8 protein-coding genes and 2 rRNA genes are annotated in these 13,367 nt (G+C 67.5%); 4 read left to right on the forward strand and 6 right to left on the reverse strand.

From position 1 onward, the window contains the following. A partial coding sequence (locus FZ029_RS07205; protein ID WP_149268641.1) for a LysR family transcriptional regulator occupies positions 1 to 875 on the reverse strand: 875 nt, incomplete at its 3' end. Positions 876 to 982: 107 nt separating this feature from the next. Here FZ029_RS07205 and FZ029_RS07210 point away from each other — a divergent pair. From FZ029_RS07210 to FZ029_RS07225, 4 genes are all read left to right on the forward strand, one after another. Then, positions 983 to 2,554: a proton-conducting transporter membrane subunit gene (locus FZ029_RS07210; RefSeq protein WP_149268612.1), complete on the forward strand. Its 1,572-nt coding sequence runs from the start codon at positions 983 to 985 to the stop codon at positions 2,552 to 2,554. Between the two features lie 21 nt (positions 2,555 to 2,575). After that, on the forward strand, positions 2,576 to 5,056 hold the full coding sequence (locus tag FZ029_RS07215; protein ID WP_149268613.1) for a DUF2309 domain-containing protein: 2,481 nt from the start codon (positions 2,576 to 2,578) through the stop codon (positions 5,054 to 5,056). 551 nt (positions 5,057 to 5,607) lie between these two features. Beyond that, positions 5,608 to 6,582, forward strand: a complete 975-nt coding sequence (locus tag FZ029_RS07220; RefSeq protein ID WP_149268614.1) for a TRAP transporter substrate-binding protein — start codon at positions 5,608 to 5,610, stop codon at positions 6,580 to 6,582. 129 nt (positions 6,583 to 6,711) lie between these two features. Beyond that, the gene (locus FZ029_RS07225; RefSeq protein ID WP_149268615.1) at positions 6,712 to 8,724 is read left to right on the forward strand and encodes a HAMP domain-containing methyl-accepting chemotaxis protein; all 2,013 of its coding nucleotides are present in this window, start codon (positions 6,712 to 6,714) and stop codon (positions 8,722 to 8,724) included. Between the two features lie 142 nt (positions 8,725 to 8,866). Here the strand turns inward: FZ029_RS07225 and FZ029_RS07230 are convergent, their stop codons facing one another. The 5 genes from FZ029_RS07230 to FZ029_RS07250 form a co-directional block, all read right to left on the reverse strand. Next, positions 8,867 to 9,361, reverse strand: a complete 495-nt coding sequence (locus FZ029_RS07230) for a cupin domain-containing protein (protein WP_149268616.1) — start codon at positions 9,359 to 9,361, stop codon at positions 8,867 to 8,869. A 55-nt stretch (positions 9,362 to 9,416) separates the two neighbouring features. After that, positions 9,417 to 10,664 (reverse strand): MFS transporter, encoded by a 1,248-nt coding sequence (locus FZ029_RS07235; RefSeq protein ID WP_149268617.1) that lies wholly within the window; start codon positions 10,662 to 10,664, stop codon positions 9,417 to 9,419. Between the two features lie 18 nt (positions 10,665 to 10,682). Then, positions 10,683 to 12,602 carry a 2-succinyl-5-enolpyruvyl-6-hydroxy-3-cyclohexene-1-carboxylic-acid synthase gene (gene menD / locus FZ029_RS07240; protein WP_247892182.1) on the reverse strand — a complete coding sequence of 640 codons (1,920 nt, stop codon included), beginning with the start codon at positions 12,600 to 12,602 and terminating at the stop codon, positions 10,683 to 10,685. Positions 12,603 to 12,976: 374 nt separating this feature from the next. Further along, a 5S ribosomal RNA gene (gene rrf, locus FZ029_RS07245) occupies positions 12,977 to 13,092 on the reverse strand. Positions 13,093 to 13,237: 145 nt separating this feature from the next. Next, positions 13,238 to 13,367: ribosomal RNA gene (locus tag FZ029_RS07250) — 23S ribosomal RNA — on the reverse strand; the annotation flags it as partial.

A 13,367-nucleotide genomic window follows, 5' to 3' on the forward strand; every position in this document is an offset into this window, starting at 1 on the left:
GCTTCCACGGCACTCAGCAGCGCGCGCAGCAGCGCGTTGGGGAAGCGGCGGCGCACCGTCACCGCATAGAAGGTCTCGGTGATGCCGGGCAGCACGTCGGCGGCGTGCAGCCGGCCGGACGCCAGCTCGTCCTTCACCACGATGGGCGGCAGCACGGCCAGCCCGACATCCTCGCGGGCCAGCAGGCGCATCATCGCCATGTCGTCGACCTCGGCGGCGATCTGCGGGCGGATGCCGATCCGGTCGGCCAGCGCGTCGAAGGCGATGCGCACGCTGCTGTCCGACGTCGGCAGGATCACCGGATGCCCGGTCAGCAGCTCCGCGATGGTGCCGCCACCGGCGACCCGGTGCGGCGTTCCCACCAGATTGACCGGCTGTTCCGCCAGCCGGTGGGCGACGAAGGGCGATGCCGCGTCGCCGGCCGGCGCCCGGTTCATCAGCACCACGTCCAGGTTCAGCGCCTCCAGCGACTGCAGCAGCTCGGCCTGACTGCCCGAGCGCAGGATGACGTCGACATCCTCCTGCCCCAGGATCGGCCGCAGGAAACCGATCTGGAAATTGCGCGACAGCGTCGCCTGCGCCCCCACCCGCAGCGCCCGCCGGCTCCGGCCGCTTTCCTTCAGCGTCCCCACCAGCTCCTCACCGAGCGCGAAGATCGAATCCGCATGGTCGAGCGCAATCCGCCCCGCCTCGGTCAGGCGGAGCTGCCGGCCCTCGCGCTCGAACAGCGCATGGCCGAGCCGCTCCTCCAGCTTGCGGATCTGCACCGACAGCGCCGACTGGGTCAGGTTCAGCCGCGCCGCGGTGCGCGTCAGGTTGCCGTCATGGGCGACGGCCTGGAAATAGAAGAGGTGATGATAGTTCAGCTCGCGCATCGTTCGATTTTACCGAACGATATCCCGAGAACAATGAATTTTTTTCGAAGCGGCAGCGCTGCTAGATCGAAGGGACAGGCTCCTCACGCTGTTCCGGAGAGACCGCTTTGTCCATTCACCTCCTGCCGCTCCTCGGCCCCATAGCCCTCCTGCTGGCCGCACTTGCCGGGTTCCGTACTCCGGGCCGACGCCCCGGCTCCGTCCCGCGGCTGGCGGAGATGGCGGCGCTGGCCGCCTTCGTCGTCGCCCTGCTGTCGGCCGGCCTGCTCGCCATCACCGGCGCCGGCACCAGCCCATTGATCGGCACCGCAGGAATCGGCCTGTCGGTGCGGCTCGACGCGGTGAGTGCGACGATGCTGGCCCTGGTCTCCTTCGTCGGCTGGATCGTCGTCCGCTACACCGCCACCTACCTGGATGGCGAGGACCGGCAGGGCGCCTTCACCGGTTGGCTGTGCGCCACGCTGGCCTCGGTCCTGCTGCTGGTGCAGGCCGGCAACCTCGCCCACTTCGTCCTGGCCTGGATCGCCACCAGCCTGTTCCTGCACCGGCTGCTGCTGTTCTACCCGAACCGGCCAACCGCCCAACGGGCGGCCCACAAGAAGGCCATCACCGCGCGGGTCGGCGACGCCGCCCTGATCGGCGCCGCGCTCCTGCTCGCCGCCGGCTACGGCACCTCCGACATCGCCGCCATCGCCGAGATGGCCCGCGCCGGCCAGGGCAATGCGGTCGCGGTCTGGGCCGCCGGCCTGATCGCGCTGGCCGCCCTGCTGAAGTCGGCGCAGTTCCCCACCCATGGCTGGGTGACCGAGGTGATGGAGACGCCGACGCCGGTGTCGGCCCTGCTGCATGCCGGCGTCATCAACGGCGGCGGCTTCCTGCTGATCCGCTTCGCCGACCTGATGCTGCTGGCGCCCGGCGTGCTGTCGGTGCTGGTGATCGTCGGCGGCTTCACCGCCCTGTTCGGCGGCCTGGTGATGCTGACGCAGCCGGCGGTCAAGACCTCGCTCGCCTGGTCCACCGTGGCGCAGATGGGCTTCATGGTCCTGCAATGCGGGCTGGCGCTGTTCCCGCTCGCCCTGCTGCACATCGTGGCGCATTCGCTCTACAAGGCGCATGCCTTCCTGGCCGCCGGCGGCGCGGTGGAGGGGGTGGCGGCGATCCGGCGCCCCGGTCCGGTGGCGATCCCCAACGGTGCCGCGGTCGGCCGCGCCTTCCTCGCCGCACTGGCGATCTACGCCGCCTTCTACCTTCTGTTCGGCGCGCTGTTCGGCTTCGCCGCCAAGCCGCCGCAGGCGGTGGCGCTGGGCGCCATCCTGATCTTCGGCGTCGCCTATCTGCTGGCCCAGGGGTTGGCCGGCGCCGCTCCGGCCTTCCTGACCCGGCGCACCGCGCTCTACGCCGTCGCCGCCTCCACCGCCTATTTCGCGCTGCAAAGCGTCGCCGAATGGGCGCTGACCGGCCCGATGCCGCACACGCCGGCCCCCGGCCCGCTGGAATGGGCGCTGATGGTTCTGGTGGTGGTCAGCTTCGGCCTCGTCGCCGTCGCCCAGTCGATGTTCCCGCTGTGGGCCTACCACCCGGCCGCCGCCGGGCTGCGGGTCCACCTGTCCAACGGCCTCTACGCCAACGCCGTCTTCGACCGGCTGCTCGGCGGCTGGTCCGTGCGCAAGATTTCCTGATCCCGGAAGGACGATCCCACCATGACCACGCAGCCCATCGACGCCGCCGCGGCCCGCAACCCCGCCCTTGCCGCCGTCGCCAACGCCGCCGTCCGTGCGATCCCGCCGGTCTGGCCGCTCGCCTCCAGCGTCGCCGTCAACCCCTTCCTGGGACAGAGCGGCGAGAGCCTCGCCCAGACCGCCGCCCGGCTCGGCCGGGTCGCCGGCATCGCCGTGACCATGCCGCGCTCCTGGTATCTGGAGCGGATCGCGTCCGGTGCCATCACCGACGACGACCTCGCCGGCGCGCTGGCGGCCTCGCCCCACGCCAACCGCCCGGCCTCGCCGGCCGCGCTCAAGGCCGCCGCCGCAACCGCCGCCCCGCCGCCGAAGGCGCTGCCGACCGTCGCCGATCTTGCTGCCGAAGTCTCCGGCACCGACTGGCCGGGTCTGATCGCCGAGCGGTTCGGCGGCTGGGCCGCCGGGTATTTCGACATGGGCCAAGCGCTGTGGGCGGCACCGCAGGGCAAGTCCGCCTATGCCGCCTGGCGCGCCGTCGCCACCCATGACCTGACGCCGGAGATCCTCGGCCTCGCCGGCTTCGCCACGAAGGTCGCCGATGGTCCGGAAACCGCCGGGCAGGCGCTGGCCGCCGCCGTCGCCCGGCTCGGCCTGCCGACGGCCGCCTGCGAGACCTACTTCCACCAGCTGCTGGCCGGCCTCGGCGGTTGGGCGCAGTTCGCCCGCTACCGGCTGTGGCAGGCCGAACTCGCCGGCGGCTCCGACACGACGCTGACCGATTTCCTGGCGATCCGGCTGATCTGGGAACAGGCGCTCCACGACCGCTATGAACAGCGGATCGCCGAGCGCTGGCGCGCCGTCCGTGCCGCCCATGCCGAGCCGGTGGCGCCTACGGCCGACCATGTCGTTGACGCCATCCTGCAGGACGCCGCCGACCGCGCCGCCCAGCGGGCGTTGGCCGAGACGTTCGCGCAAGAGCGGACAGCCAGGCCGTCCCCCGGCCGCCCCACCCTCCAGGCCGCCTTCTGCATCGACGTGCGGTCGGAACTGTTCCGACGCGCCCTGGAATCGACCGGCCCGGGCATCGAGACCATCGGCTTCGCCGGCTTCTTCGGCCTCGCCCTGTCGCACCGGCGCCATGCGTCGGATGTGGACGAGGCGCACTGCCCGGTGCTGCTGACCCCCGCCGCCACCTCGCGGACCACCGGCTGCGGCCATCATCACGGCCACCATCAAGACCACGGACACCTGTCCGACGACACCAAGGCCCGGCTGACGGCGCGGGCGAAGCGGGCCTGGGGCCGGTTCAAGCTCGCCGCCGTGTCGTCCTTCGCCTTCGTGGAAGCGATGGGTCCGGTCTATGCCGGCAAGCTGCTTCGCGACTCCTTCTCGTTGGGCGGCGCCAAGGCATCCCACGACCCCGCCCCGCGCCTCGACCCCGCGCTGCCGGTGGACCGGCGCGCCGGCATGGCGGCGACCATCCTGCGGGCGATGTCGCTGACCGACGGCTTCGCCCGGATCGTCCTGCTCGCCGGCCATGGCGCCACCACCGTCAACAACCCGCACGCCAGCGCTCTGCAATGCGGCGCCTGCGGCGGCTATTCGGGGGAGGCGAACGCCCGCCTGCTCGCCGGCCTGCTCAACGATCCGGAGGTGCGGACCGCGCTGGCCGGCCAGGGTATCGTCATCCCGGCCGACACGCTGTTCGTCGGCGCGCTGCACGACACCACCACCGACGCGGTGACGCTCTACGACGCCGACCATCCCTCGGCACCCCACGCCACCGACCTGCAGCGGGTGCGCGGATGGCTCGCCGCCGCCGGGGCCATCGCCCGGGGCGAGCGGGCGCTGCGCCTGCCGCGGGCCAATGGCGCCGACGACGTCTCCCGGCGCAGCCGCGACTGGGCGGAGGTCCGTCCGGAATGGGGCCTTGCCGGCTGCAGCGCCTTCATCGCCGCGCCGCGCAGCCGCACGGCCGACCGCGACCTGCGGGGCCGCAGCTTCCTGCACAGCTACGACTGGCGGCAGGACGACGGCTTCCGGGTGCTGGAGCTGATCCTCACCGCGCCGGTGGTGGTGGCGAGCTGGATCAGCCTGCAATATTACGGCTCCACCGTAGCCCCAACCATGTTCGGCGCCGGCAACAAGCTGCTGCACAACGTCACCGGCGGCATCGGCGTGGTCGAGGGCAACGGCGGGCTCCTGCGCGTCGGCCTGCCCTGGCAGTCGATCCATGACGGCGAGCGTTACATGCACGAGCCGCTGCGGCTTTCGGTGGTGGTGGAGGCGCCGCAGGAGGCGATCGATGGGGTGCTGTCCCGCCATCCCGAGTTGCGTGCGCTGTTCGACAACGGCTGGCTCCACCTGTTCCGTCTGAACGAACAAGGCCGCATGGCGAGCCGCTACCTCCGGTCCCTGCAATGGACCGACCTCGACGCCTCACCCAAGCAGGAAAAGCCCGAGCCGGAGCCACACAAGCAGTTGTTGCGGGCCACCGGCTGAGCCGGCACATCCCTTCGGCTTTCCGACCGCGCACTCGCGCCGGGTCGCGATCGGGCTGAGGGCGTTCGCTGCCATGGGGCGGCCGACAGTCCGCATTGCGTCCGACCGGCCCGGCGGCGCCGGTTGCCGACCGTCATACGCGGGGCCGGAAACAACATCGCCGGCCCCGCAGGGATAGCATGGATGCGGCGCCACCGGTGGATTTGCAGGTTCGACACCCTCTTTTCGGGTTGCACGCCCCCGGTTCCGTTCGGAGCCTCCTCCGCCTTTGCGGACGCCGGCGGCATCTTTGAAGACGGACGGGCTTCCAAATACTCCGATATGCGGGACATATCGGAGTATTTATGCGACCTTTGGACGCATACCCCAGAATGCAACGCCGATCCTACGGTAATGAATTATTCATCGCTCTCGCTTAAAGGGTTTGAGTAGGCTGAATTGCTAAAATAGGTTTGACCTGAAAGCATCGGCTTTCTACTTTTGCAACCACCAAACGGTATAGGTGCTGCAATTCTAGTGCAGGTTCAGAGGTTCACGCACGGAGGTTCGTTATGAGAGCATTCTGGGGTTTGGTAATCGGCGCGGCACTGCTGATGGCAACGGCCGGCGCGCAGGCGCAGGAAAAGCTTCGGATCGGCCACGTGCTGCCGAAGGGTTCGCAGTTCAGCGAAGCCATCCGGGTGATGAACGAGGAAATTCAGCGCCGTACGAACAACAAGTATGTGATCGAAGAACATCCGGCCAGCGAACTGGGCTCCGGCCCGGCCATGCTGGAGGCCGTGAAGCTCGGCACCATCGACATGGTGCTGTCGTCGTCGGGCGGCGCGCTGGCGCAGTTCAATCCGAATGTCGGCATCCTCGACCTGATGCTGCTGTTCCGTGACGAGGCGCATGCCGACCTGGTGCTGGACGGTCCCATCGGCACCTCGCTCCTCGACTCCTTCAAGGACACCAACACGGTCGCCCTTGCCTGGGCCGAGAATGGCTTCCGCCAGCTCACCAATTCGGTCCGGCCGATCAAGGCGCCGGCCGATATGAAGGGCCTGAAGATGCGCATCGCCGAAAGCGATCTCTTCAAGAAGGCCTTCCAGACGCTGGGGGCCGAACCCTTCAGCATGCCGTTCGCGCAGCTCTATCCCGCTTTGAAGAGCGGTCAGGCCGAAGGGCAGGAAAATCCGGTCACGACGATCGTCGGCTCGAAGCTGTACGAAGTGCAGAGCAACATCACGATCAGCAACCACACCTATTCGCCGGCCGTCATCCTGATCAACAAGGAGTTCTTCGACGACCTGTCGCCCGAGTTGAAGACCGCCTTCGTCGAAGCGGCCCGCGCCGGCGGCAAGGCGTCGCGTGAATATGTGCGCAATCGCGACCGCGAGGGGATGAAGGTCCTCAAGGCGTCGCCGATCACCATCACCACCGACTTCGATCGTGCGGCCTTCGAAAAGGCCCTTGAGCCGTTCTATCAGGAGGCGGCCAAGCAGTTCACGATGGAAAAGATCATGGCGATCAAGAACGCCAAGTAACCGTTCAAGTTCGTCGATACCAGCGGGGAGGCCGGCGGGCCTGGACATTCCGCCCTTCGGACCCTCCCCGCCCTCCTGACGCGATCCCGCGCCGCCGTCCAAGCGACGTTTTTCACAACGGGTGTCCGCATGTTTCGTTTGGCCTCGCACATGAAGATCTCGCAGAAAATCTACGCAGGCTTCATGGCCTCGATCGCCCTGATCGTGTTCCTGGGCGTTCAGTTTGTGAACAACGTCGACACCATCCGCGGCGAGCTGGAGGGGGTCATAGCCGTCGGTCACGACGCCATGAGCACGGCTCGCCTGGTCGAGATCAGCGAGCATATGGACCGCGCGGTCCTGAACTACATCGCCTCGCAATCCGAGACCGACCTCCTCAGCGCGCGCAAGGAGGTGGATGTCTTCGTGAAGGCGATTGCCGAAACCGACACCGGCACGGACCTGACGGTCGACCGCGCGAGCATGGGCGCCCTGCAGAAGGCCGCAGCCAGCTACCGCGCCGCCTTCGACGAGACCGTCGCCGCCGTCACCCGCCGCCGCGACGGGGTGGGCCAGTCCTTCCTGGTCGGGGCCCAGCTGAACACCACCGCCGTGGCCCTGGTGGAAGGCACGCAGAACATCGGCGAGGCGCCGGGGCTTCAGGCCACGCTGCGCCTGCAGCAGGCGCTGCAGGCCACCCGCATGGCCGCCGCCCGCTATTTCACCACCTTCGATCCGAACGACGCCGACGCCACCAAGGGCGAGCTGACGCGCCTGCGCGAATCGATCCAGGAAGCCAAGACCGTCATCACCAACAAGCGCCTGCTGCGCTTCCTCGCGTCCATGGAGCCGCAGCTCGTCACCTTCACCAAGGGGTTGGAGGACGCCATCGGCGGCAGCCAGACGCTGATCGGATCGCAGGCGCGGATCCGCGACATCCTGTCCGAACTGCAGCAGATCGTCCGCAGCATCGTCACCGCCTTTTCCGACACGCAGACGCAGACGCAGGCGCGGGCGACCGACGCGCTGGACGCCAGCTGGCGCCAGGCCGTCATCACGCCAGTCATCGCGGTGCTCGCCGGCATCATCTTCGCGCTGCTGATCGCCAGATCGATCGTCGGCCCGATCCGCCGCATGACGGCGGCCATGAGCGCTCTGGCCAAGGGTGACACCTCGATCGAAATCCCGGCCATCGAAAACCGGGACGAGGTGGGCGACATGGCCCGTGCGGTCCAGGTCTTCAAGGAAAACGCCATCCACATGGAGCGGCTGCGCAACGCCCAGGAGGAGCAGCGGCTGCGCAACGAGGCGGAGAAGCGCGAGGCCATGAACAGCCTGGCCGAAAATTTCGAAAGCACGGTGATGGACGTGGTCCAGCACGTCATCCGCGAGGCCGAGGTCGTGGAGACCAACGCCCGCCTGTTCGCCAGCGTCGCCGAACAGACGGTCGAGCTGGCCACCCAGGGCGCCTCCGCCACCGAAGAGGCGAGCATCAACGTCAAGATGGTGTCGGAAGCGGTGGAGGAACTGTCCCATTCCGTCGCCGCCATCAGCGGTCAGGCCTCCCAATCCACCGAGATCGCCCGCGACGCGGTCAACGAGGCGCGCAAGACAAACGAAGTCGTCTCGGCGCTGGCCGACGCGGCCGGCCGCATCGGCGACGTCGTCCACATGATCGAGAACATCGCGAAGCAGACCAACCTGCTGGCGCTGAACGCGACGATCGAAGCCGCCCGCGCCGGCGAGTTCGGCAAGGGCTTCGCCGTGGTCGCCAACGAGGTGAAGGCGCTCGCCAACCAGACCACCGTCGCGACCGGCGAGATCAGCGTCCAGATCAACGCCATCCAGTCGACCAGCTTCAGCGCGGTGAATGCGATCAAGCGGATCGGCGAAACCATCGACCGCATGGACAGCATCGCCATGAGCATCTCGGGGGCGGTGCAGCAGCAGTTCCAGGCGACGACGGAAATCAGCGACAATCTGCGTCAGGCGGCGCTGGGCACCACGGAGGTCGCCAGCTCCATCACCCATGTGCTGCACAAGGCGACCGACGCCGGCAGCTCCGCCGAGATGCTGCTGGAAAGCTCGGGCACGCTGAGCCACCAGACCTCGCTGCTGAAGGAGGAGGTCAACTCCTTCACCGACCGCATCCGGGTCGCCTGATCCGGCCGATTGCCGACCGGACAGCCCCCGAACAGCCCCCCGAACAGCGAGGCGCCGGAGCTGGGACATCCCGCTCCGGCGCTTTTTTTGCCGCAGCCGCCCGCAATCCCGGCAAGTTGGGGATCGCGGGCGGCCGATGCCGTCAATAAGGCGGCTTGTTCGACAGCGGCGCCCCGACCTCACCTGGATAGACGGCGAGCAACCGGACCGGTTCCTTGCCCTCGTTGACCCCGTGGTGGAATTCCGCCGTCTCCACGAAGGCTTCCCCTTTCTTGTACACATAGGCGGCACCGGTCACTTCCCGGATGGTCAACTCGCCGGCCAGGATGTAGGTGATCAGCGGGATCGGGTGGTTGTGGACGCCGGTGTCGACACCCGGCGGTATTTCCGTGACCCGCACCGTGACCTGCGGCGTGCCGGTCGGATAAACGATCGGAGCCCCGTTGGCGTGCGTCGTGGTCTGCAGCAGGACCGTGGACCGCGGTGCCGGCGGCTTGGCCGCTCCGTTGGCCGCGGTGTCGGCCAGGGCCGGCGATCCCACCAGCAGACCGGCGGCGATCAGGGTAGCGCCCGCACGCAGGCGACGGCACGTGACGGCTTCGGCGACGGTCCGCCGATGTTTCGCGAGTTGGATCATGGCGCTCTTCTCATCCATGGGGGGAAGGGTGAAAGGGCGCTCCCGGTTTGGAATCTCAGACCGGCTCCGCGGCGCGGCGACTCTGCTCGCGCATCGCCAGGGAAATGAGCGCACCGGTTGCGAGTGCGGCAAGAACCAGGGCCACGCATCCGGGCCACCCGGCGGTTTTCCACAAAAGGCCGGGCACGATGGCGCCAAGGCTGCCGCCAAGATAGAAGCAGCAAACATAGAGTCCGGCGGCGGCCCCCTTGTTCGTCGTCGCCACCCGGCCGACATAGCCGAGCGCCAGCGACTGGCACAGGAACACCCCGCCCAGGAAGATTCCGGTCCCGGCGACCACCGCCGTCAGATCGGGCAGCAGGAGCAGCAACTGCCCGACCGCGCAGACGCCGAAGGCGACACGATAGGCGTTGCCGGTTCCCAGCAGACGCAACAGCCGGCTGTTGACCAGCGGGGCGGTCGCGCTGAGCGGATAGACCAGGAAGACGAGGCCGATCCCCGCCGCAGTCAGCTCGAAGGGCGGTTCCGCCAGATGGAATCCCAGATAGGACAGGCATCCGGTCATCGAAAACAGGACGGTGCCGCCACACAGGCTCACCGCGCGAATCCGGCCGTCGCGAAGATGCTCCCGCATGCCGCGGAAATTGCCCAGGATCGACCCGGTCCCGCGGCCGCGGTCCGGCGTCAGCCAGAGCGCGACGAAGACCGCGCAGAGTGCCGAGACCGCGGCCAGGGCGGCGAACCCGCTCTGCCAGCCGGCGATGTCGGCGACCAGTCCGGAGACGAAGCGTCCGGCGAAACCGCCGATGGCCGATCCGGTGACGAACATGCCGGTCACCGACGCGCCGCGGGTGCCTTCCCAGCGGGTGCCGATATAGGCGACGGCACCGGTGAACAGCGCCGGCAGCACGATGCCCTGGCTGAAACGGACGGCCAGAAGTTCGCCCAGGCTGCCGCACAGCGTCAGCAGAAGCGTCAGCGGGACCAGGATGGCGATGGCCGCCAGCATCGAGCGCTTGCGCCCGAACCGGTCGGTCAGCGGACCGGCCAGCGGCGCCGACAGCGCGACCGCCAGCGTCGTCGCTCCGATCACCGCTCCGGTCTCCGCCGGGCTGGCCTGGAAACTGCTGGCCAGCTGCGGCAGGACCGACTGAGGGGCATAGAGCGGCAGGAACGCCGCGAAGCCCAGAAGGAAGATCGCCGCCCGCTCCCGCGGCAGGATGGGCAACGGGGAGGACGAGGACGCGGTCCCGGACCTGTCCTCCTTCCCCTCGCGCGCCGTCTCGGTTCGATGGCCGTCCATGGGGTCGATGCCGCGCCGTCAGTCGGTGATGTTCGGATCGAACTCGACCGCCGATTTGTCGGATTCGGTGATCTGCGGAACGCCGAAGGTGATGGTCATCCCCTCCGGTCCGCGCAGCCGGATGATGGCGTTGATGCCGTCGGCGGCGCCCCAGAACAGCTTGTGCTGGCGCACGCTCTCCTTGCGGTCGATGACCGCCTCGATCAGGCAGGGGCCGCTGGCAGCCATCGCCTCCTCCAGCGCGCCGTTGAACTGCGCGAGATCGCCGGCCCGCCATGTCCGCCAACCGGAAGCCTGCGCCGCGAGCCCGATGTTCAGCGTCGGCGGAGAGATGAAGTCCATCACTTCCGGCGTCTTTGCGGTCGGCAGATATTCGAAAATGGCGCCGCCGCCGTTGTTCAGAACGACCAGCACGATGTCCAGGTCGCCGGCAAGCTGCAGGCTGCCGACATCGTGCGAGAAGGCCATGTCGCCGATGACCGACAGGGTCTTCTTCGGACGCTGTGCCGCCGCGACGCCGATCAGCGTGCCGATGGAGCCGTCGATGCCGTTCACGCCGCGATTGGCGAACAGACGGAGCCGGGCATCGGTTCGGCCGGAGAAGCTGTCGGCGTCGCGCACGGCCATCGAATTGCCGCAGAAGAACACGGCTCCTTCAGGCGTCGCCTGGACCATCCGCCGCAGGATCGGCGCCTCCCAGAAGATCGTGTCGAAGGCGCTGCGCGACAGGCCGTCGACGTAGGCGTCACAGGCGGCGAAGGATTGCGCCCAGGACGCCGGAGCGGCACGCAGAGCGCCCGACTCCACCAGCGCCTTGCACAGCGATTCGGGGCTGGCGCGCACGATCTCGGTCATGCGCAGGATCGGATCCTGCCATTTGTTGGTCGGATCGACGCCGATATACTCGGTGCAGTTGGTGGTCTGCAGATAGGTCAGCACCGGCTTCGAAATCGGCGGTCCGCCGAAATTCATCACCCACTCCGGCTTGTGGGTGTCGGTGAATCGCGTCGCTCTCAGGAAGGAATCGGCGCGCGCGATCACCGGAACGTCGCTTGGCGCCCCAAACCGCAGGTTGCTGAACGGATCGGCGATGATCGGAGCGCCGAGCCGGCGCGACAGTTCGTAGATCGCGGCGGGGAAGCCAGGCTCGTCGATCTCGCTGGCGCCGCAAACGATTACGCCGCGGCGTCCGGCAAGCGACTCGGCCAACCGCCGGGCGTGGTCCGCATTGACCGTCAGGATGGGGTTGGAGACCACCGGCGGCGTGGGAACGGGGCGTTTGTTGCGGAGCTTCGCCACCAGCGGGTCGCGGAACGCCTGGTTCACATGCACCGGGCCAGGGGTGGCGCCCGTCGCCTGCTCATAGATGCGGGAAACCAGCGGAGAGAGCGAATCGATGCTGGCATCGGGAAGCTGGATGTTGTGGGACGCCCGCACATGCTGGCCGAAGGCGCGGATCTGGTCGATCGCCTGTGCGGAACTCCGGTCCTGGTTCTCCGGGGCACGGTCGGCGGTGATGACGATCAGCGGAATCATTCCGTAATTCGCCTCCATCACGGCGGGATAGAACTGTCCCACCGCGGAGCCCGACGTGCAGATCAGGATGGTCGGCTTCTGCGTCACGCTCGACAGGCCAAGCGCGAAGAAGCCGGCCGACCGCTCGTCGATGACGACCGACACCTTCAGCTTGGGATTGGCGCGGCAGGCGAGCGCCAGCGGCGCCATCTGCGCGCCCGGACACATCACCGCATGCGTGCAGCCGACCTCCACCAGGGAATCGATCAGGAATGCGGACCAGGTGAAGTTCAACTCGGCATCGCCGGATACGATTCCGCGGAAGGTCGTATTGTCGACTTCCACCGGAGCGGCGGCCGGCGGAGCCGACGCGCTCCCTTGCGTCGCCCGCAACGGAGCATTGGTGGCAATATGATCAGTCATCTCAACTTCTTTGCTCACCCTAGCCCCCATCATAAACGCAGGAGAACGCCATAAGAATTATGTGCCGCTATGATAGGCGAACATCGAGCACTAATGCAATTTCAATGAGAGATTCGTATGATTTAACAATTTTCAACAACATTATTTTGGTTTGCAGATAATTGCCGGGTGTTATCACGGGCATGTGCAATCAGGACGATCCTCTCGATGGCGCTGGAACGAAGAGGATGCGGTGGTGCGACGGCCGATGCCTGGGCCCCCGGATCGAGCCGGGAAAAAGCCGAAACGCCCCGGCTCTGATGAACCGGGGCGTTTCGAAGTGGTGTGAAGATGCAAGCTTGTGCTTCGTGTTATGCGTCTCTTGAGGCTGAGTGACCTGGCGGCGACCTACTCTCCCACGTCTTAAGACGCAGTACCATTGGCGCGGAGGCTTTTCACGGCCGAGTTCGGGATGGGATCGGGTGTTTGACACCTCGCCATGACCACCAGGTCACCCAGGCTCAAGACCGACGCTTCATCCGAAGCATGTGCTTGTTCAGTGCAAGTGAGGAGGATGTATCGAACGGCGATGCGCTGGTCAAGCTTGCTGTTTTTCGAGCAGGCTTGCTGCTGCGCATGGCGCGGTTAGTGGGGGTGAGATCAAGCCGATCGAGCGATTAGTAAGGCTTAGCTTCAGGCATTGCTGCCGGTCCACATGCCTCCTATCGACGTGATGGTCTGTCACGGCTCTCAAGGGAGCTCTGGTTTAGAGGTGGGTTTCCCGCT

The organism is Azospirillum sp. Sh1 (assembly GCF_008365135.1).
Lineage (GTDB): Bacteria > Pseudomonadota > Alphaproteobacteria > Azospirillales > Azospirillaceae > Azospirillum > Azospirillum oryzae.

Coding starts and splice junctions, on each gene's coding strand:
- FZ029_RS07215 (WP_149268613.1), top strand. CDS start 2,576: ATGACCACGCAGCCCATCGACGCCGCCGCGGCCCGCAACCCCGCCCTT.
- FZ029_RS07220 (WP_149268614.1), top strand. CDS start 5,608: ATGAGAGCATTCTGGGGTTTGGTAATCGGCGCGGCACTGCTGATGGCA.
- FZ029_RS07225 (WP_149268615.1), top strand. CDS start 6,712: ATGTTTCGTTTGGCCTCGCACATGAAGATCTCGCAGAAAATCTACGCA.
- FZ029_RS07230 (WP_149268616.1), bottom strand. CDS start 9,361: ATGATCCAACTCGCGAAACATCGGCGGACCGTCGCCGAAGCCGTCACG.
- FZ029_RS07235 (WP_149268617.1), bottom strand. CDS start 10,664: ATGGACGGCCATCGAACCGAGACGGCGCGCGAGGGGAAGGAGGACAGG.
- menD (WP_247892182.1), bottom strand. CDS start 12,602: ATGACTGATCATATTGCCACCAATGCTCCGTTGCGGGCGACGCAAGGG.